General features: G+C 71.3%; 18 protein-coding genes and 5 tRNA genes. 5 read left to right on the top strand and 18 right to left on the bottom strand.

The features are described 5' to 3' along the window. Positions 1–5 precede the first annotated feature (5 nt). The 3 genes from ACIP9H_RS27220 to ACIP9H_RS27210 are packed head-to-tail and all read right to left on the bottom strand — an operon-like array spanning position 6 to position 2,893. Positions 6–1,142, bottom strand: a complete 1,137-nt coding sequence (locus tag ACIP9H_RS27220; protein ID WP_401591444.1) for a D-alanine--D-alanine ligase family protein — start codon at positions 1,140–1,142, stop codon at positions 6–8. Positions 1,143–1,169: 27 nt separating this feature from the next. Then, positions 1,170–2,171 carry an NAD(P)H-dependent glycerol-3-phosphate dehydrogenase gene (locus ACIP9H_RS27215; RefSeq protein ID WP_401961283.1) on the bottom strand — a complete coding sequence of 334 codons (1,002 nt, stop codon included), beginning with the start codon at positions 2,169–2,171 and terminating at the stop codon, positions 1,170–1,172. Next, positions 2,168–2,893, bottom strand: a complete 726-nt coding sequence (locus tag ACIP9H_RS27210; RefSeq protein WP_401591448.1) for a lysophospholipid acyltransferase family protein — start codon at positions 2,891–2,893, stop codon at positions 2,168–2,170. Before ACIP9H_RS27210 ends, ACIP9H_RS27215 begins: the two co-directional genes overlap by 4 nt. Positions 2,894–3,069: 176 nt before the next feature. On the opposite strand from ACIP9H_RS27210, the gene cofC reads away from it, so the two are divergent. Both cofC and ACIP9H_RS27200 read left to right on the top strand, forming a co-directional pair. After that, entirely contained in the window at positions 3,070–3,732 is a 663-nt protein-coding gene (cofC, locus tag ACIP9H_RS27205) for a 2-phospho-L-lactate guanylyltransferase (RefSeq protein ID WP_401961281.1), read from the top strand. A gap of 55 nt (positions 3,733–3,787) precedes the next feature. Then, complete coding sequence (locus tag ACIP9H_RS27200; RefSeq protein ID WP_360911115.1) at positions 3,788–4,006, top strand: hypothetical protein; 219 nt, start codon at positions 3,788–3,790, stop codon at positions 4,004–4,006. 76 nt (positions 4,007–4,082) lie between these two features. On the opposite strand, the gene ACIP9H_RS27195 is transcribed toward ACIP9H_RS27200, so the two are convergent. The 4 genes from ACIP9H_RS27195 to leuC form a co-directional block, all read right to left on the bottom strand. Next, positions 4,083–4,688: an HU family DNA-binding protein gene (locus ACIP9H_RS27195; protein WP_401591452.1), complete on the bottom strand. Its 606-nt coding sequence runs from the start codon at positions 4,686–4,688 to the stop codon at positions 4,083–4,085. Positions 4,689–4,811: 123 nt separating this feature from the next. Next, positions 4,812–5,045, bottom strand: coding sequence for a hypothetical protein (locus ACIP9H_RS27190; protein ID WP_401591454.1), 234 nt, complete (start codon positions 5,043–5,045; stop codon positions 4,812–4,814). A 155-nt stretch (positions 5,046–5,200) separates the two neighbouring features. Next, entirely contained in the window at positions 5,201–5,794 is a 594-nt protein-coding gene (gene leuD, locus ACIP9H_RS27185; RefSeq protein WP_401961277.1) for a 3-isopropylmalate dehydratase small subunit, read from the bottom strand. A gap of 5 nt (positions 5,795–5,799) precedes the next feature. Further along, positions 5,800–7,221: a 3-isopropylmalate dehydratase large subunit gene (leuC, locus tag ACIP9H_RS27180; RefSeq protein ID WP_401591458.1), complete on the bottom strand. Its 1,422-nt coding sequence runs from the start codon at positions 7,219–7,221 to the stop codon at positions 5,800–5,802. A 160-nt stretch (positions 7,222–7,381) separates the two neighbouring features. Here leuC and ndgR point away from each other — a divergent pair, with 160 nt between their 5' ends. After that, entirely contained in the window at positions 7,382–8,098 is a 717-nt protein-coding gene (gene ndgR / locus ACIP9H_RS27175; protein ID WP_401961274.1) for an IclR family transcriptional regulator NdgR, read from the top strand. Positions 8,099–8,128: 30 nt separating this feature from the next. On the opposite strand, the gene ACIP9H_RS27170 is transcribed toward ndgR, so the two are convergent. Then, on the bottom strand, positions 8,129–8,620 hold the full coding sequence (locus tag ACIP9H_RS27170; protein ID WP_401591461.1) for a DUF4188 domain-containing protein: 492 nt from the start codon (positions 8,618–8,620) through the stop codon (positions 8,129–8,131). A gap of 169 nt (positions 8,621–8,789) precedes the next feature. Between ACIP9H_RS27170 and ACIP9H_RS27165 the strand changes: the two genes are divergently transcribed. After that, positions 8,790–9,434, top strand: a complete 645-nt coding sequence (locus ACIP9H_RS27165) for a MerR family transcriptional regulator (RefSeq protein WP_401591462.1) — start codon at positions 8,790–8,792, stop codon at positions 9,432–9,434. Positions 9,435–9,514: 80 nt separating this feature from the next. Here the strand turns inward: ACIP9H_RS27165 and ACIP9H_RS27160 are convergent. The 10 genes from ACIP9H_RS27160 to ACIP9H_RS27115 all read right to left on the bottom strand — a co-directional run bounded on the left by ACIP9H_RS27160 (position 9,515) and on the right by ACIP9H_RS27115 (position 14,354). Then, a tRNA-Glu gene (locus ACIP9H_RS27160) sits at positions 9,515–9,587 on the bottom strand. A gap of 14 nt (positions 9,588–9,601) precedes the next feature. Further along, positions 9,602–9,673 (bottom strand) — tRNA-Gln (locus ACIP9H_RS27155). A 12-nt stretch (positions 9,674–9,685) separates the two neighbouring features. Continuing rightward, positions 9,686–9,758: transfer RNA gene (locus tag ACIP9H_RS27150), tRNA-Glu, on the bottom strand. 27 nt (positions 9,759–9,785) lie between these two features. Beyond that, positions 9,786–9,858, bottom strand: a tRNA-Glu gene (locus ACIP9H_RS27145). A gap of 17 nt (positions 9,859–9,875) precedes the next feature. Further along, a tRNA-Gln gene (locus tag ACIP9H_RS27140) sits at positions 9,876–9,947 on the bottom strand. Positions 9,948–10,032: 85 nt separating this feature from the next. After that, positions 10,033–10,770 (bottom strand): HAD family hydrolase, encoded by a 738-nt coding sequence (locus ACIP9H_RS27135; RefSeq protein WP_401591463.1) that lies wholly within the window; start codon positions 10,768–10,770, stop codon positions 10,033–10,035. A gap of 9 nt (positions 10,771–10,779) precedes the next feature. Next, the gene (locus ACIP9H_RS27130) at positions 10,780–11,733 is read right to left on the bottom strand and encodes a pseudouridine synthase (RefSeq protein WP_401591464.1); all 954 of its coding nucleotides are present in this window, start codon (positions 11,731–11,733) and stop codon (positions 10,780–10,782) included. Between the two features lie 65 nt (positions 11,734–11,798). Beyond that, positions 11,799–13,283 carry a glutamate--tRNA ligase gene (gene gltX, locus ACIP9H_RS27125; RefSeq protein WP_401591466.1) on the bottom strand — a complete coding sequence of 495 codons (1,485 nt, stop codon included), beginning with the start codon at positions 13,281–13,283 and terminating at the stop codon, positions 11,799–11,801. Then, positions 13,276–14,067, bottom strand: coding sequence for a fumarylacetoacetate hydrolase family protein (locus ACIP9H_RS27120; protein ID WP_360911093.1), 792 nt, complete (start codon positions 14,065–14,067; stop codon positions 13,276–13,278). Before ACIP9H_RS27120 ends, gltX begins: the two co-directional genes overlap by 8 nt. Positions 14,068–14,153: 86 nt before the next feature. Then, entirely contained in the window at positions 14,154–14,354 is a 201-nt protein-coding gene (locus ACIP9H_RS27115) for a hypothetical protein (RefSeq protein WP_401591470.1), read from the bottom strand. 746 nt (positions 14,355–15,100) lie between these two features. On the opposite strand from ACIP9H_RS27115, the gene ACIP9H_RS27110 reads away from it, so the two are divergent. Then, on the top strand, positions 15,101–18,493 hold the full coding sequence (locus tag ACIP9H_RS27110; protein ID WP_401591472.1) for a nitrate- and nitrite sensing domain-containing protein: 3,393 nt from the start codon (positions 15,101–15,103) through the stop codon (positions 18,491–18,493). The last annotated feature ends 1 nt before the right edge of the window (position 18,494 follow it).

Raw genomic sequence — 18,494 nt, 5'->3', positions numbered from 1 at the left:
GGGGGTCAGCGCAGCCCGGTGGGGCGGCGCAGCGCGGCCTGGACGAGCCGGTCCACGAGTTCCGGGTAGTCGACCCCGCTCTCCCGCCACATGCGCGGGTACATCGAGATCGGCGTGAAGCCCGGCATGGTGTTGATCTCGTTGATCACGAACTCGCCGCTGTCCAGCAGGAAGAAGTCCGCGCGGACCAGGCCCTCGCACGAGGCGGCCTCGAACGCGGCCACGGCGAGGCGCTGGACCTCGGCGGTCTGCTCGCCGGTGAGCGGCGCGGGCACCAGGCCCTCGGCGGAGTCGATGTACTTCGCCTCGAAGTCGTAGAACTCGTGCGCGGTGACCGGCGGGATCTCGGCCGGGACCGAGGCGCGCGGGCCGTCCTCGAACTCCAGGACACCGCATTCGATCTCGCGGCCCCGCAGCAGCGACTCCACGAGCACCTTGGGGTCGTGGCGGCGTGCCTCCTCGATCGCCTCGTCCAGGCCCGCGAGGTCGTCGACCTTGCTGATGCCCATGGAGGAGCCGGCGCGGGCCGGCTTCACGAAGACCGGCCAGCCGTGGTCGGCGGCGAAGTCCACGACCTTCTTGCGGGCCGCGGCCGGATCGCCGTCCCACTCGCGCGGCCGGATCACGACGTACGGACCGACCGGCAGGCCGAAGGAGCTGAAGACGCGCTTCATGTACTCCTTGTCCATGCCGACCGCCGAGGCCAGCACACCGGAGCCGACGTAGGGCACACCGGAGAGTTCCAGCAGTCCCTGGAGGGTGCCGTCCTCGCCGTACGGGCCGTGCAGCACGGGGAAGACGACGTCGACGTCGCCGAGCGCCTTGGGCACCGAGCCGGGTTCGCTGTAGACGACCTCGCGGCTGGCCGGGTCGACCGGCAGGACCACCGAGCCCTCGGCGGACTCGGCGAGCTGCTCGACGCTGGGCAGCGCGCGGTCGGCGATCGCCATCCGGGAGGGGTCGTCGGTGGTCAGCGCCCAACGGCCGTCGCCGGTGATGCCGATCGGCAGCACGTCGTACTTGTCGCGGTCGATGGCGCTCAGCACGGCGCCCGCGGTGAGAACCGAAATCGCGTGCTCGGAGCTGCGTCCGCCGAAGACGACCGCGACGCGCGGCTTGCGTGAAGAAGGCTGAATGCTCATGTCGCGTTGACCTTACCGTTCCGGACGTCAGCGTTCCGACTTGGCGGACCGCGACATCAGCTCCTTGACCGCGACGACCGGCTGCTTGCCGTTGTGGACGATGTCGACCACGGTCTCGGTGATGGGCATGTCGACACCGTGCCGGCGTGCCAGGTCGAGCACCGACTCGCAGGACTTGACGCCCTCGGCGGTCTGCCGGGTGACCGCGATGGTCTCCTGCACCGTCATGCCCCTGCCGAGGTTGATGCCGAAGACGTGGTTGCGGGACAGCGGGGAGGAGCAGGTGGCGACCAGGTCGCCGAGGCCCGCGAGACCCGAGAAGGTCAGCGGGTCCGCGCCCAGCGCGATGCCCAGCCGGGTGGTCTCCGCCAGACCGCGGGTGATCAGCGAACCCTTGGTGTTGTCCCCCAGCCCCATGCCGTCGGCGATGCCGACGGCGAGACCGATGACGTTCTTGACGGCGCCGCCCAGTTCGCAGCCGACCACGTCGGTGTTGGTGTACGGGCGGAAGTACGTGGTGTGGCTGGCGGCCTGGAGCCGCTTGGCCACGGTCTCGTCGCGGCAGGCGACGACCGACGCGGCGGGCTGCCGGGCGGCGATCTCCTTGGCCAGGTTGGGACCGGACAGCACGGCGACGCGTTCCGGGCCGGCCTCGGCGACCTCCGCGATGACCTCGCTCATCCGCTTGGCGGTGCCGAGTTCGACGCCCTTCATCAGGCTGACCAGCACCGCGTCCGACGGCAGCAGCGGCGCCCACGCGGCCAGGTTGCCGCGCAGCGTCTGCGACGGTACGGCGAGGACGACGAACTCGGCGTCCTCCGCGGCCTCGGCGGGGTCGGTGGTCGCGGTGATCGCCGCGGGCAGTTCGACCCCGGGGAGGTAGCCCGGGTTGGCGTGGGTGCTGTTGACGGCCTGGACCACCTCGGGGCTGCGCCCCCACATGGTCACCCGGGCCCCGGCGTCGGCGAGGACCATCGCGAAGGCGGTGCCCCAGGAGCCGGTGCCGTAGACCGCGCAGCGCGTCGTCACTTGCCGGCTCCCCTCTGCTTGCGCGGGTCGAAGCGCTCGGACGGCGGGGTCGCGCCGCGCAGTTCTCCGAGCAGCTCGCTGATCGAGGCCATGATGACGTCCGTGGCCTCCTTGAGCACCTCGGCGGTGAGCTCCTGCCCGTAGTAGTCGGACAGGTCCACCGGCGGGCCGGCCAGCACCCTGAGCGTCTTGCGCGGGAAGAGGCGGACCTTGTTCTCCTTGGCGTACGGGGGGACGGCCTCGTTGGCGCCCCACTGCGCGACGGGGATGACGGGCGCCTTGGTCATCAGCGCGACACGGGCGACGCCGGTCTTGCCCACCATCGGCCACATCTCGGGGTCGCGGGTCAGCGTGCCCTCGGGGTAGAAGGCGACGCACTCGCCGGAGTTGATGGCGTCCACCGCGGAGCGGAAGGCGTTGGCGGCGTCGGTGCTCTCCCGGTACACGGGGATCTGGCCGGTGCCGCGCAGGATCGCCCCGACGAACGCGGGCTTGAACAGCGGCGCCTTCGCCAGGAAGCGCGGGACCCGCCCGGTGTTGTACTGGAAATGCGCGTACGACAGCGGGTCGAGGTACGAGTTGTGGTTGACCGCCGTGATGAATCCGCCGTCGGCCGGAATGTGCTCCATTCCCTGCCAGTCCCTCTTGAAGAGGACGACGAGCGGTGGTTTCGCGATGACTGCTGCGAGCCGGTACCAGAAGCCGATCCTGCGGCGGGACACCAGAACTCCTCCTCGTTCCGCCGCCGACCCGGGATCACCGGATCGCGGCCGTGCTGTGTGACGGCGCACCGGCGTACGGCCGGTGCGGCCGCACAAGTGTCGCCGGTAAGCCACCGTAACGCCAGGGTGGAGCGGCGGTGGCGGTGGCCTCGGGAAACCCCGAGCACAATAGTTCGGTGTCGGTAGCAGTGAACTCGTCGCAATGGTCACTCGTCGTTCCGCTGAAGCCCTTGGCCGTGGCCAAGAGCCGCCTCGCGACGGCCGCCGGGCCCGTGCGGCCCGGGCTGGCACTGGCCTTCGCCCAGGACACGGTGGCCGCGGTGCTGGCCTGCTCAGCGGTGCTGGACGTGACGGTCGTCACGGACGATCCGCTGGCCGGGGCCGCGCTGACGGCGCTCGGGGCGCGGGTGGTCGCGGACTCCCCGGCCGCGGGGCTCAACGCCGCGCTGGCGTACGGCGCGGGCCAGGTCCGCCGGCTGCGTCCGGAAGCCGCCGTGGCGGCCCTCAACGCCGATCTCCCGGCCTTGCGGGCCCCGGAGCTGGAGATGGTGCTCGACGCGGCCACCCGGCGTCCTGGACGGGCATTTCTGGCCGACGCGGCCGGAATCGGTACCACGCTGCTCGCGGCCACGTCCGGAACGCCCTTGGACCCGGCCTTCGGCGGCGCCTCCCGGGCCCGTCACCGGGCGTCCGGCGCGCGTGAGATCACGCTGCCGGGCGTGGACTCCGTGCGCCAGGACGTGGATACGGGCGAGGACCTGAGGGCGGCCCTGGTCCTGGGCGTCGGACCGCGCACCCGCGAACTGCTGCGGACCGGGCCGGTGGCCGCGACGGGCTGAACAGGCACGGGCCGGGCCGGGACCCGCCGCCGGGCGGCCGGATAGGCTGCCCTTCATGCAGGCGACCGCGTACACCTACGACCCCGAGACCCGCGCCGGCAGCGTGCTGCTGGACGACGGGACGCCGCTGCCCTTCGACGCGGCCGCGTTCGACGCCGGGGGCCTGCGGCTGCTGCGGCCCGGTCAGCGGGTGCGCATCCGCACCGAAGGCAGCGGCGAGGCGCGCCGGGTGGTCTTCGTGACGCTGCAGACCTTCCCCGACCCGGGGGCCTGAGGCAGCGGGACAACGCAGCGGGCCGGGCGCCCCCGAGGGGGTGCCCGGCCCGTCGCTGTGTCGGGTCGGTGCCGCTCTACCGCTTGGCGGCGCGCTTGGTGGCCGTCTTGCGGGCCGCCGACTTGGCGGGGGCCTTCTTGGCCGGCGCCGTCTTCTTGGCCGTGGCCTTCTTGGCGGTGGTCTTCTTCGCCGTAGCCTTCTTGGCCGTGGCCTTGGCCGCCGTGGTCTTCTTGGCGGTGGTCTTGGCGGCCGTGGTCTTCTTCGCGGCGGCCTTGGTGGTGACCGCCTTCTTCGCCGTGGTCTTCTTGGCGGCGGCCTTCTTCGTGGTGGCCTTGGCGGTGACGCCGCCGGTCAGGCTGCCCTTGGGCGCCTTCTTGACGGAGACCTCGCCGGCCTTGGGGAGCTTCTTCGTCCCGCTCACCAGGTCCTTGAAGCCCTGGCCGGCGCGGAAGCGCGGCACGGAGGTCTTCTTGACCCGGACCCGCTCCCCGGTCTGCGGGTTGCGGGCGTAGCGGGCGGGACGCTCCACCCTCTCGAACGAACCGAAGCCTGTCACCGAGACCCGGTCGCCGTTGACGGTCGCGCGGACGATGGCATCCAGGACCGCGTCGACCGCCTCAGCGGCCTGCTGACGGCCGCCGAGCTTGTCGGCAATCGCTTCAACGAGCTGCGCCTTGTTCACGTCTTCCCCTTCGGAAACTTGCCCGGCGATGAGTTCGGGCCTTTTTCGCACGCTAGGCGGATATATACCGCAAATCAAATACGAAACGGGCGAATCACCCTTGTGCCGCAACGAACTCCGGGCTCAGGAAGGCTCTTGATCGGGGAATCGGCCTTCGTCGAGGTCCTTCATCAGATCCTCCAGACGCCTTGCCGCACCTGCGAGATCGTGCTTCGAGGCGGCGGTGATGACGAGAAGTCTCCGGGTCAACTGCACCCGGACTTCATCCGGCACTTGCAGACCCGCCACACGGGTGTGGGCCTGCTTCAACCTGGCAGCGAGGAACGCGTACAGCTCGAGTTGGCCATCGTGTTCCATGTGCCGATTGTGTCATCTGCGGTGAGTTGTCACGAGGTGTGGAGCCGAACACGCCGCAGCGCCCCCCGCCCGGTGGGGGCGGGGGGCGCTGCGGGGAGGCGGGGAACCGGCCGCGAGGACGCGCGGCGCGGGGCGGGGAAGGGGCTCGGACCGGGTCAGACCTGGAGGGTGCGCGGCTTGTAGGACGGGCGCCCGACCTCGTAGGCGGCGATGTCGGCCTCGTTCTGCAGGGTGAGGCTGATGTCGTCCAGGCCGTTGAGCAGCCGCCAGCGGGCATTGTCGTCCAACTCGAAGGGCGCGGTGATGCCCTCGGCGCGGACCTCGCGGGTCTGGAGGTCCACGGTGATCTCGGCGGTCGGGTCGGCCTCGGTGAACTCCCACAGCCGCTCGACCGTCTCCTGCGGCAGGATCACGGTGAGCAGGCCGTTCTTCAGCGAGTTGCCGCGGAAGATGTCGGCGAAACGGGAGGAGATCACGGCCTTGAAGCCGTAGTTCTGCAGTGCCCAGACCGCGTGCTCGCGGGAGGAGCCGGTGCCGAAGTCGGGGCCGGCGACCAACACGCCGGCGCCCTGGCGCTCGGGCCGGTTGAGGACGAACTCGGGGTCCTTGCGCCAGGCCTCGAACAGGCCGTCCTCGAAGCCGTTGCGGGTGACCTTCTTCAGCCAGTGGGCCGGGATGATCTGGTCGGTATCGGTGTTGCTCCGGCGCAGCGGGACCGCCCGGCCGGTGTACGTGGTGAACGCTTCCATGGTTCTCAGGCCTCCAGGACGGCGACGCCGGGCAGATCGGCGGGGGACGAGAGGTGGCCGTTGACCGCGGTGGCGGCGGCGACCTGGGGGGACACCAGGTGGGTGCGGCCGCCCTTGCCCTGCCGGCCCTCGAAGTTGCGGTTGGAGGTGGACGCGGAACGCTCACCGGGCGCCAGTTGGTCGGGATTCATACCCAGGCACATCGAGCAACCCGCGTGCCGCCATTCGGCGCCGGCCTCCTTGAAGACCTGGTCCAGGCCCTCCTCGACGGCCTGCAGCGCGACCCGGACCGAACCGGGGACGACCAGCATCCGCACACCGTCGGCCACCTTGCGGCCCTTGACGACCGACGCGGCCGAGCGCAGGTCCTCGATGCGGCCGTTGGTGCAGGAGCCGACGAAGACGGTGTCGACCGCGACCTGCCGCAGCGGCGTGCCGGCCTCCAGGCCCATGTACTCCAGCGCCTTCTCGGCCGCCAGCCGGTCACTGGGGTCGGCGAAGGACGCCGGGTCCGGTACGGAGGCGCTCAGCGGGGCGCCCTGGCCGGGGTTGGTGCCCCAGGTGACGAACGGGGACAGCGAGGCGGCGTCGATGACGACCTCGTGGTCGAAGACGGCGTCCTCGTCGGTCCGCAGGGTCTCCCAGTAGGCGACCGCGGCGTCCCAGTCCTCGCCCTGCGGGGCGTGCGCACGGCCCTGCAGGTAGTCGAAGGTGGTCCGGTCCGGGGCGATCATGCCGGCCCTGGCGCCCGCCTCGATCGACATGTTGCAGATGGTCATCCGGGCCTCCATCGAGAGCTTCTCGATGGCGGAGCCGCGGTACTCGATGACATAGCCCTGGCCGCCGCCCGTACCGATCTTGGCGATGATCGCCAGGATCAGGTCCTTGGCCGTGACGCCCTCGGGCAGTTCGCCGTCGACGGTGATCGCCATGGTCCTGAAGGGGGCCAGCGGCAGCGTCTGGGTGGCCAGCACGTGCTCGACCTGGCTGGTGCCGATGCCGAACGCCAGCGCGCCGAAGGCGCCGTGGGTGGAGGTGTGGCTGTCGCCGCAGACCACGGTCATGCCCGGCTGCGTCAGGCCCAGCTGCGGGCCGACCACGTGCACCACGCCCTGCTCGACGTCGCCCAGCGGGTGCAGCCGCACCCCGAACTCGGCGCAGTTCTTGCGCAGCGTCTCCAGCTGCGTGCGCGAGACCGGGTCGGCGATCGGCTTGTCGATGTCGAGGGTCGGGGTGTTGTGGTCCTCGGTCGCGATGGTGAGGTCCAGCCGGCGCACCGGGCGGCCGTTCATCCGCAGACCGTCGAAAGCCTGCGGGCTGGTGACCTCGTGGAGCAGATGCAGGTCGATGAAGAGGAGGTCGGGCTCGCCTTCGGCGCGCCGCACGACGTGATCCTCCCAGACCTTTTCCGCGAGTGTCCTGGCCATCGCATTCCCTCCGACCGGCCGCGTTGCCGGCCTGTTCGTCGTTGCCGGGCGCCTCCGTCCGATTGCGGCGGACGGGGGCTCCGGGCCTGTTCATCCAGCGTGCCGCGTTCACGGGAAAATTGAACTTGCGTTTCACAGAGTGAGACGGGAGTATCGTTTCATGGACAACAGTAGTGGCGTCGGCGTTCTCGACAAGGCGGCTCTGGTGCTCAGCGCACTGGAGTCCGGTCCGGCCACCCTGGCCGGTCTCGTGGGCACCACGGGTCTCGCCCGCCCCACCGCGCACCGTCTCGCTGTCGCACTGGAGCACCACCGCATGGTCGCCCGCGACATGCAGGGACGCTTCATCCTGGGCCCCCGGCTCTCCGAACTGGCCGCCGCGGCGGGCGAGGACCGCCTGCTGGCGACCGCCGGCCCCGTGCTCACTCACCTACGGGACGTGACCGGCGAGAGCGCGCAGCTCTACCGGCGCCAGGGCGACATGCGCATCTGCGTCGCCGCCGCAGAGCGGCTGTCCGGACTCCGGGACACCGTGCCCGTCGGCTCGACCCTGCCGATGAAGGCGGGTTCCGCCGCCCAGATCCTGATGGCCTGGGAGGAGCCGGAGCGGCTGCACCGCGGGCTGCAGGGAGCCCGGTTCACCGCCACCGCGCTGTCCGGCGTGCGCCGCAGGGGCTGGGCGCAGTCGATCGGAGAACGCGAACCGGGTGTGGCCTCCGTCTCCGCGCCGGTGCGCGGACCGTCCAACCGCGTCGTGGCGGCCGTGTCCGTCTCCGGCCCCATCGAGCGGCTGACCCGGCACCCCGGCCGTATGCACGCACAGGCCGTCGTGGACGCCGCGGGCCGGCTGTCCGAGGCGCTGCGCCGTTCCGGCTGAACCTCCGCCGCGGTTCGGCCACAGCGGCCGCTACCCCTTGGCGGACCGCAGCCGCTCGGCCGCCGTCTCGCCACGACGGCCCACCGGGACGACGCCGGTCGCGGCACCGAGCCCGAAGGCGGGCATGTCGACGTACACCGACTCGTAGGAACCGGCCGGCGCGGAGTAGGTCTCGTGCCATATGCCCACCCGCCCCTTGCCGGCCCGGGCCCGCCGGTTGAACTCCGCCCACGCGGGCCGGTGCTGCCTGTCGGGCTGCGAGGCGTAGGCGATGAGCTGCTCCTTGCTCGCCCAGTACTGCACGACGCACACCAGCCGCGGCAAGCCCATCAGCAGTTGGTAGCCGAGGAACCCGCTGTCCTGGTCCCGCGACAGCTCCCGCAGCATGCGCGGCATGGCCATGAAGGCCGGCAGCCAGCTGCGCAGCGCCCACCAGCGGTTGATCCGCATCCCGATGTGGAAGACGACGATCTCGCCCTCGGCGGCCGCGGTGTTGCGGCCCGGGACCAGTTGAACGGACATGGCTCTCCCCCTTCGCCCACGACGGATGCCGGGCACCCGTCGGCCGTGCCCCGTGCCCAGGCATGGCATGGCATGGCATGGCACGGCATGCCATGGCACGGCAGTCATTGGATAGTGACGCTATCCATGATTGGATACTGCCACTATCCAGCGAAGGGCGCAAGAGGACATGCGACTGGCGGAACTGAGCGAGCGCAGCGGTGTGCCGACGCCGACGATCAAGTACTACCTGCGCGAGGGCCTGCTGCCACCGGGCCGCCGTGTCACGGCCACCCAGGCCGAGTACGGCGAGGAGCACCTGCGCCGGCTCCGCTTCGTGCGGGCCCTGATCCAGGTCGGCAAGGTGCCCGTGGCCACCGCCCGCGAGGTGCTCGCCGCGATGGACGACGAATCGCTGAACCAGCACTCGCGGCTGGGCGCAGCGACCTTCGCGCTGCCGCACGGCCCGGAGCCCGACGAGGACGACCCGGCCACCGTCGTCGCCCGCGGGGAGGTGGACCTGCTGATGTCCGGGCTCGGCTGGACGTACGGGAACGAGGACCACGGCCCCTCCCCCGCCTACCGGATGCTCGTCGCGGCGGTCGCCGTGCTCACGCGGCTGGGATACCCCAGCGGGGCACGGCACTTGGAGCCCTACGCGCGCCTGGCCGCCCAACAGGCCGTCCACGACCTGGATCTGGTCGAGCTCTACGACACCCCGCTCGAACAGGCCGCGGCCGCCGTGACGCTGACCGTGCTCTACGAGCCCGTGCTGCTGAGCCTGCGCCGGCTCGCCGAGGCCGAGGAGTCCTTGCGGCGCTTCGGAGTTGAGTGACGCGACCGGGCGCGAGGCCCTCGTGGAGAACGGAGGAACGAAAGAGGCCCCCCGCCGAAGCGGGGGGCCTCTTCCCGATGTACCCCCGACCGGATTCGAACCGGCGCTACCGCCTTGAGAGGGCGGCGTGCTAGGCCGCTACACAACGGGGGCAAGTCAGAAATACGCTGGGGTACCAGGACTCGAACCTAGACTAAATGAACCAGAATCACTCGTGCTGCCAATTACACCATACCCCATGGTGTGTCAAGTACCCCCGACCGGATTCGAACCGGCGCTACCGCCTTGAGAGGGCGGCGTGCTAGGCCGCTACACAACGGGGGCCCTAGCGATCCCTGCGAGAGAGATCCGTACCCCCGACCGGATTCGAACCGGCGCTACTGCCTTGAGAGGGCAGCGTGCTAGGCCGCTACACAACGGGGGCTCTGCAAAAGAACTGCGCTGGGGTACCAGGACTCGAACCTAGACTAACTGAACCAGAATCAGTCGTGCTGCCAATTACACCATACCCCACCAAAACACAACCCCCCGTAGGGGGTGTTGTCTGGCGTGCGCTCCGGACCGGTTTTTCGGCCCGCCCGGCGGCGCAGGAAGAACATTACCCGATCGAAGACGGGGCTCCAAAACGGGTATCCGCCGCCAGGAGGGCCGGCAGCTGTGCCAGTCCGGTGATCCGCCGCAGGTCGGGGGCGGTGACGCTACCCGTTCGGTCCAGCCACACACCGTGAAGACCTGCGGCGTTCGCCCCGCGCGCGTCGGTGTCCGCCTTGTCCCCCACGTACGCCACCTCGGCGGGCGGCAGGCCCAGCGCCTCGCACGCGGCCAGGAAGGCCTCCGGCGCCGGCTTGGCGAACCCCAGTTCCTGCGAGCAGAGCAGGCACTCGAAGCGATTCCGCAGGCCGAGCCGGGCGAGCTTGCGTTCCTGGTGGGCGGTGGCGGAGTTGGAGAGCAGCCCGTGCCGGTAGCCGGGCGTGAGCGCGTCGAGGGCGGGGACGACGTCGGGGAAGACCGCCCAGGCGGCCTCGAAGTGGACGTAGTAGGCCGCGAACCAGGAGTCGGCCGCCGCGTCGGGCACATCCGGTCCCAGGAAGGCGCGAACGCGCTCCCTGCGCTGCTCCGCCCAGGTGATCTCGCCCGCGAGGAAGCGCTCGTAGTGCAGGTTCATCACCGCGTGCCAGCGCGCGACAGCTGTGTTCTCGCCGTCCTCGCCGTACTCGTCCTCGAAGGCGGAGAGCAGTCCCTCGTTCCGCAGATGGGTCAGGACCCCGGCACGCTCGGCCGCCGAGTAGTCGAAGATCGTGTCGTCGATGTCCCACAGCACGGCACGGATCGGCATGCCCGGACTCTATCCGTGCGCTTCCGCGGCCGGCGGCGCGGGTTCCGGCGGCGGGGACAGCGTCCGGCGGCTGACGAAGCGGCGCCGCTCGCCGGTGACCGGGTCGTCGAACTCCAGCAGCCGGGCGAGCAACTGGAGGGGCCGGCCGAAGTCGCCGGGGGCGGGCTCGGGCAGGACGCGGGGGTAGACGGGGTCGCCGAGAAGGGGCAGGCCGAGGCTGTTCATGTGCACGCGCAGCTGATGGGTGCGGCCGGTCTCCGGGTGCAGCCGGTAGCGGGCCAGGGAACCGTGGCGGGACAGGAGTTCCACGCGGCTGCGGGCGTTGGGCGGTCCGGGGACCTCCCGGGCGGCGATGACCCCGCGCTCCTTCTCGATCCGGCTCTCCACGGTGCGCGGCAGCTCCAGCGCCGGGTCGTACCCGGCCACGGCCTCGTACTCCTTGCGCACCCGGCGGTCGCGGAAGACGGTCTGGTAGGCGCCGCGCAGTTCGGGGCGGATCACGAACATGACCACTCCGGCGGTCAGCCGGTCGAGCCGGTGGGCCGGGCTGAGCGCGGGCAGGCCGAGGTCGTGGCGCAGGCGTGTGAGGGCGGTCTCGGTGACGTGGCTGCCGCGCGGGGTGGTGGCGAGGAAGTGCGGCTTGTCCACGACGAGCAGCGCGTCGTCCCGGTGCAGCACCTCGACGGGGAAGGGGACGGGGGCCTCCGGCGCGAACTCCCGGTGGAACCAGAGGAAGGCACCCGGCCGGTAGGGCGCGTCGGGGGCCAGCGGCCCGTCGGCCGTGTGGATCTCCCCCGCCGCCAGCATCGCCTCGACGTGCCCCGCGGGCAGCGCCGTCAGCCGCTCGACAAGGTGCTCGCGCACCGACGTCCAGGGGCCGGCCTCCGGCAGCCGCAGGCGCACCGCGTCGACCCCGTGGCGCTGGGGCAGCGGGGAGGGCGGGGGCTTGGGCCTGCGTCGCATCGGTGCTCCGGAAGCGCGCCGCCCCGGGTCCGCGGGGAACCCGGGGCGGTCGCGGGCGGCTTCCGTCAGCCGGCGAGCTTCGCCAGCGCGGCGTCGACGCGGGCCAGGGTGCGGTCGCGGCCGAGCACTTCGAGCGACTCGAAGAGCGGCAGGCCGACGGTACGGCCGGTGACGGCGACCCGGACCGGTGCCTGGGCCTTGCCGAGCTTGAGGCCGTGGGTCTCGCCCGCGGCGAGGACGGCGGCCTTCAGGGCCTCGGCGTTCCAGTCGGCGGCGGCGAGGTTCTCCCGGGCGGTGCTGAGCAGCGCGGTGGCGGCCGCCGGGTCCTTCATCGCCTTGTCCCAGGACGCCTCGTCCTCCACCGGCGCGCCGAGGAAGAGGAAGTCGACGTTCTCGGTGATCTCCGAGAGCACGGTCAGCCGCGTCTGGGCGTGCGGCGCGATCGCCTCGAAGGCCGCCTGGTCGAACGCCTCGGGCGCCCAGGGGGCGTGCGGGGCCCGCAGCCACGGACCGCAGGCCTCGGTGAACGTCTTCACGTCCATCAGGCGGATGTGGTCGGCGTTGATCGCCTCGGCCTTCTTCAGGTCGAAGCGCGCCGGGTTGGCGTTGACGGCGTCGATGTCGAAGGCGGCCACCATCTCCTCGATGCTGAAGACGTCGCGGTCGGCGGAGAGCGACCAGCCGAGCAGGGAGAGGTAGTTGAGCAGCCCCTCGGGGAGGAAGCCGCGCTCCCGGTAGAGGTTGAGGGAGGACTGCGGGTCGCGCTTGGAGAGCTTCTTGTTGCCCTCGCCCATGACGTACGGCAGGTGGCCGAACTGCGGGGTCGTGCCGTTGCCGACACCCAGTTCGGCCAGCGCCCTGTAGAGCGCGATCTGCCGCGGGGTGGAGGACAGCAGGTCCTCGCCGCGCAGCACATGGGTGATCTCCATCAGCGCGTCGTCGACCGGGTTGACCAGCGTGTAGAGCGGGGCGCCGTTGGCCCGGACGATGCCGTAGTCGGGCACGTTCTCCGGGGTGAAGGTCAGCTCGCCGCGCACCAGGTCGGTGAAGGTGATCGGCTCGTCGGGCATCCGGAAGCGGACGATCGGCTCGCGGCCCTCGCGCTCGTACGCGTCGATCTGCTCGGCGGACAGGGCGCGGCAGTGGCCGTCGTAGCCGGAGGGGCGGCCTGCGGCGCGGGCGGCGTCGCGGCGCTCGTCGAGCTCCTCGGTGGTGCAGTAGCACTTGTAGGCATGGCCCGACTCCAGCAGCCTGGCGGCCACGTCCCGGTAGATGTCCATGCGCTGCGACTGGCGGTACGGCGCGTGCGGGCCGCCGACCTCGGGGCCCTCGTCCCAGTCGAAGCCGAGCCAGCGCATGGCCTGCAGCAGCTGCTCGTACGACTCCTCGGAGTCGCGGGCGGCGTCGGTGTCCTCGATGCGGAAGACCAGGCTGCCCTGGTGGTGGCGGGCGAACGCCCAGTTGAACAGGGCGGTGCGGACCAGGCCCACGTGGGGGTTGCCGGTCGGCGACGGGCAGAAACGTACGCGTACGGGTGCTGCGCTAGTCACGCTTGATCACCTTGTTGGTGAGAGTGCCGATGCCTTCGATGGTGACGGCGACCTCGTCGCCGACATGGAGCGGTCCTACCCCGGCAGGGGTGCCGGTGAGGACGACGTCGCCGGGGAGCAGGGTCATCGCCTCGGAGATGTGGACGATCAGGTCCTCGACGGAGCGGATCATCTGGCTGGTGCGACCCGCCTGGCGCAGTTCGCCGTTGACGGTCGCGGTCACGGCGAGGTCGCCGGCGGCCGCGAGGTCGAGCCCCGTCTCGATCCAGGGGCCGATGGGGCACGAGGAGTCGAAGCCCTTGGCGCGGGCCCACTGCTTCTCGGCCTTCTGGGCGTCGCGCGCGGTGACGTCGTTGGCGCAGGTGTAGCCGAGGATCACGTCCTGGACCCGTTCGCGGGGCACCTCGCGGCAGAGCCGGCCGATCACCACGGCGAGCTCGGCCTCGTAGTGCACCTCCTGCGAGAAGGAGGGGTAGGCGATCGGGTCGCCGGGGCCGATCACCGAGGTGGACGGCTTGAAGAAGGCGACCGGCACCTCGGGTACCTCGTTGCCCAGTTCCGCGGCGTGCTCGGCGTAGTTGCGGCCGATGCCGACGACCTTGCTGGGCAGTACGGGCGGCAGCAGCCGCACCTTGCTCAGCGGCACCTTGGTGCCGGAGCGCTCGTACTCGGCGAACGGGATGCCCTTGATGATGTCGAGAACGAGTCCGTCCGGGACGGACTCGTCGCCCTCGACGACGCCGAAGGCGACATTGCCGTCGATGGAGAACCTGGCGATGCGCACGGGAAGCAGCTCACCTCACTGGCCGGAGACTGACGCTCCAGGTTATCCCGGGGGTGCCGCGCCCTCCCGTCCGGCGAGCCGGGGCCTCAGCCCGCGGGCTGCTCCTTGAGGTCCTTCAGGACGGTGCGGCGCGGGTTGGCGGTCTGCCGCGGCAGGATGACGACAGGGACCTCGCCCTCGACGGCCGGTGCGACCTCGGCGGTCCGCGTGTCCTCGGCGTCCGTGAGGTGCGCGAGGGTGGTGCGACGCGGATTGGCTATGGGTCGCATGATCATGGTCGTCTTCATGGGGCGGTCAGAACCTCGTGGAGTCCGGGCGCCCGACAGGGCGCGGGTTGACGTAGTACACGGTCGTGTCAAACGTCAACCTATCTGGCGGGCATTCCCCATTCCGGGTGACCGACACGGGCACACCCCTGTGATTTTACTCACCAAGTGATCGACAAGAAGGGCGAATCGGACGGCGGCCCGATGTCCGTGAACCCGACATCACGGATGATCCACGCCATTTGCACCCGGCGGCCGGCAGCCGACTCGTGCAGGCAGAAGCCCATGAGCCCCTGGAGGCGCCCGAATTGACCACGCCCGCCCGAATGCGGCCGGACACCGCGTGACACGTCCGGTGCGCTGAGTCACGTATTCCACTCGATACCTGACGGGCCTTGTTGGAGGTCCGGCACTGTGCTGGAATTCCCCGGACCGCCGTATCAACAGATGCCGGCGCGCAAGGGGGAGCGTGCGATCGCCGAGCGGCGGCGGCTAACGGGTACCTGCCGGGGAGGGCGGGACTCCACAAACTCGACACCGTCCTGCCGCCCGCGCGGGGGACGCCTGGTCCAGAGGTTGCGACGCTAGTGCAGGGACGTTTCAAGAGGGATGGCGGCGCTGCGGGCGACCCGGAACAGCGCGGTGGGGCCGATACCGGCCCCGCCCGCCGGGAGGACACCGCAGACGTCGGAACCGCGGGCGCGGAGAGCGGCGCCACGCCGGAGAGCGGTGTGCGCTCAGGCCCCAAACACGGCTCCCGAATAGCCATGCGGAACTGGCGCATCAGCACACGTCTGGTGTCGCTGCTCGCGCTACCGGTGGTCGCCGCGACCACTCTGGGTGCCCTGCGCATCCAGAGCTCGCTGGAGAACGTGAAGCAGCTGGACGCGATGACGTCCCTGACCGACCTCACGGAACAGGCGACCAAGCTCGCCGCCGCGCTCCAGAACGAGCGGGACGTCTCCGCGGGTCCGCTGTCCAGCACTCCCCGCGACGAGAACGACGACGACATCGTCGCCGCCCAGCAGAACACCAAGCTGGCCCGCCAGGCCTTCAGCCAGGCCGAGGAAGGCATCGACCCCGACCTCACGGGTGTCAACGCCTCGCTCCAGGCGATCCACCGTCAGCTCGGCACCCTGCAGGCGATCCGCGAGCGCGCCTACGACCAGCCCGGCTTCGTCTCCTCGACGGTCAGTGAGTACGACGGCCTGATCCAGTCGCTGATCGACCTCTCCCAGGAGATGGCCGAGGCGACCGGCAACACCGAGATGATCTCCAGTACCCGCGCGCTGGCGGCGTTCTCCGCCGCCAAGGAGTACGAGTCCATCCAGCGCGCCGTGGTCAGTGCCGCGCTCGCCGACGGCAAGAAGCTCAGTTCCAACGACTTCCGCTTCATGGGCGGCGCGCTCCGTTCCGAGCGCACCTCGCTGGAGCAGTTCCGCCAGATCTACGGCCGGCAGAAGTCCGAGGACCTCCTCACGGGCCTCGAGCACGGCAACAACGCGATCACCCAGCACGACGAGCAGGCCGCCCGTATCGCGGCGTCCGAAGAGGGCATCCAGAACTTCGACGGCTCCTACCTCGACTGGGACGACGCCGCGAAGACCAAGCTCGACACGATGAAGGCCATCGAGCAGCACCTCCTCGAGGAGATGCAGCAGCAGGCCCTGACGCTGCGCAACGCGGCCCAGCAAGAGGCGATCATCAGCGGTGCGCTGATCCTCCTCGTGCTCGGCATCTCGGTCGTCGGCGCCTTCGTCGTCGCCCGCTCCATGGTCCGCTCGCTGCGCCGCCTGCAGGACACCGCTCAGGAAGTCGCCCAGAAGCGGCTGCCCGAGCTGGTCAAGCAGCTCTCCGAGTCCGACCCGCAGGACGTGGACACCTCGGTCGAGTCGATCGGCATCCACACCCGCGACGAAATCGGCCAGGTGGCCCGCGCGTTCGACGAGGTCCACCGCGAGGCGGTCCGTCTCGCCGCCGAGCAGGCGCTGCTGCGAGGGAACGTCAACGCGATGTTCACCAACCTCTCGCGCCGCAGCCAGGGCCTGATCCAGCGTCAGCTGAGCCTGATCTCCGAACTGGAGTCCCGCGAGGCCGACCCGGACCAGCTGTCCAGCCTCTTCAAGCTCGACCACCTCGCGACCCGTATGCGCCGGAACGGCGAAAACCTCCTCGTCCTCGCGGGCGAGGAGCCCGGCCGCCGGTGGACCCGCCCGGTCCCGCTGGTCGACGTCCTGCGCGCCGCGGCCTCCGAGGTGGAGCAGTACGAGCGCATCGAGCTCACCTCGGTGCCGGGCGTGGAAGTCACCGGCCGCGTCGTCAACGACCTCGTCCACCTGCTCGCAGAGCTGCTGGAGAACGCGACCTCGTTCTCCTCCCCGCAGACCAAGGTCCGGGTCACCGGTCACGCGCTGCCCGACGGGCGCGTGCTGATCGAGATCCACGACACCGGCATCGGCCTCTCGCCGGAGGACCTCGCCGACATCAACGAGCGGCTCGCCAACCCGCCGACGGTGGACGTCTCCGTCTCCCGCCGCATGGGTCTGTTCGTGGTCGGCCGCCTGTCCCTGCGACACGGCATCCGCATCCAGCTGCGTCCGTCCGACTCGGGCGGCACCACCGCGCTCGTCATGCTCCCGGTCGACGTCACCCAGGGCGGCGCCAAGCCGCAGCCCGGTGCCGCCGGCAACCGCGGCCAGCAGCCGGGCGGTCCCGGTGCGGGCGGTCCGGGCGCGCCGGTGGGCGCCGGTGCGGCGGCCGCCGGTGTCGGCCGCGCGCCGCAGCGCGGCCAGGTGCCCGGTTCCGCCCAGCGCCCGGCGCTCAACTCGGGCCCCGGCGGCCCGGGTCAGGCCCCGCAGGGCGGGCGCCCCGGTGCTCCCGCGGCCCCGCAGCGTTCCAACCCGAGCTGGGCGAACGAGCAGCAGGGCCAGGGCGGCCAGGGCCGTCCGCAGCGACAGGCCACTCCGCCGCAGCCCACGCAGCAGCCGCAGGCCCCGCAGTTCCCGACCGCACCGCAGCCGGTGGGCGCCGCTCCCGGCGGCCCGGCGGCGGACATGCCGCGCGGCCACGAGGACCTGGAGAGCACGGCGCAGTTCGAGCGCCCTGACTTCAACACGATCCCTCACACGGCTCCGCAGCGCGGCAGCATGAGTTCCGCCTTCGGCCGGCAGCAGCCCCAGCAACCGGCGCAGTACCAGCAGGACCAGAACCACCAGCAGTACCAGCAGGAGCAGCCGCAGCAGTACGGGCAGGAAGCCCAGCAGCCGCAGTACCAGCAGGACCAGAACCACCAGCAGTACCAGCAGGAGCAGTACCAGCAGCCGCAGTACCAGCAGGACCAGAACCACCAGCAGCCGCAGCAGACGGGCACCTTCACCCGCAGCGACGTCTTCCAGCGTCCGCAGGCCCAGATGCCCCAGGCGCAGATGCCCCAGGCCCCGATGCCGCAGGCGCCCATGCCTCCGGCCCCGCAGGCCCAGCGGCAGCGCGGTCCGGCCGCCGGTCAGCAGCGGCCCGCCGAGCCGCGGCACCCGCTGCCGGCCGCGTCCGAGCCGATGGCCCTGCCGCCGGCCCCGGTCCGTCCGGACGAGTCCAGCCCGATCTTCGACTCCCTCGAGTCGGACTGGTTCCGCACCGGCCGTGCCGAGCGCATGCAGCAAGTGCACGTCGAGCAGGGCCCGGTGGCCCCGCAGCAGAACGGCAGCGGTCCGCTCTCCGGCGGTGCCCCGACCCGTCCGCCGCAGCGCCCGCAGCAGCCGCCGCGGCAGCAGCACCCGCAGCAGCCCCAGCAACCGCCGCAGCGGGTCCGCGCCGAGCAGTCCCAGGCCCAGCAGGTCCCGCCGCCGCCCCGTCGTGAGCCCGCCGCCTGGCGCAGCTCGCCCAACGACGAGGTGTGGCAGCGGGCCGGCCAGGTCCGTGAGCCCTCCGCCGGCGGGGTCACCCCCTCCGGCCTCCCCCGCCGGGTGCCGCGCGCGAACCTCGTGCCCGGTTCCGGTACGACCCAGCAAGCCCCCCAGGGTGGTCCGCAGGTTTCCCGGGCCCCCGACGACGTGCGCGGACGCCTGACCAACCTCCGGCGCGGTATTCAGCAAGGCCGCCAGGCCGGTACGGGCACGACCGACGGCCGCGGCTTTGGCACCACTCACCAGCAGGAGCGTTAGT

Origin of the sequence: Streptomyces sp. NPDC088732, from assembly GCF_044751205.1 — a bacterium.
In the GTDB taxonomy this organism is placed as follows: Bacteria; Actinomycetota; Actinomycetes; order Streptomycetales; family Streptomycetaceae; genus Actinacidiphila.
Note: the sequence above shows the minus strand (reverse complement) of the source record. Positions and strands in the feature narration are given on the sequence as shown.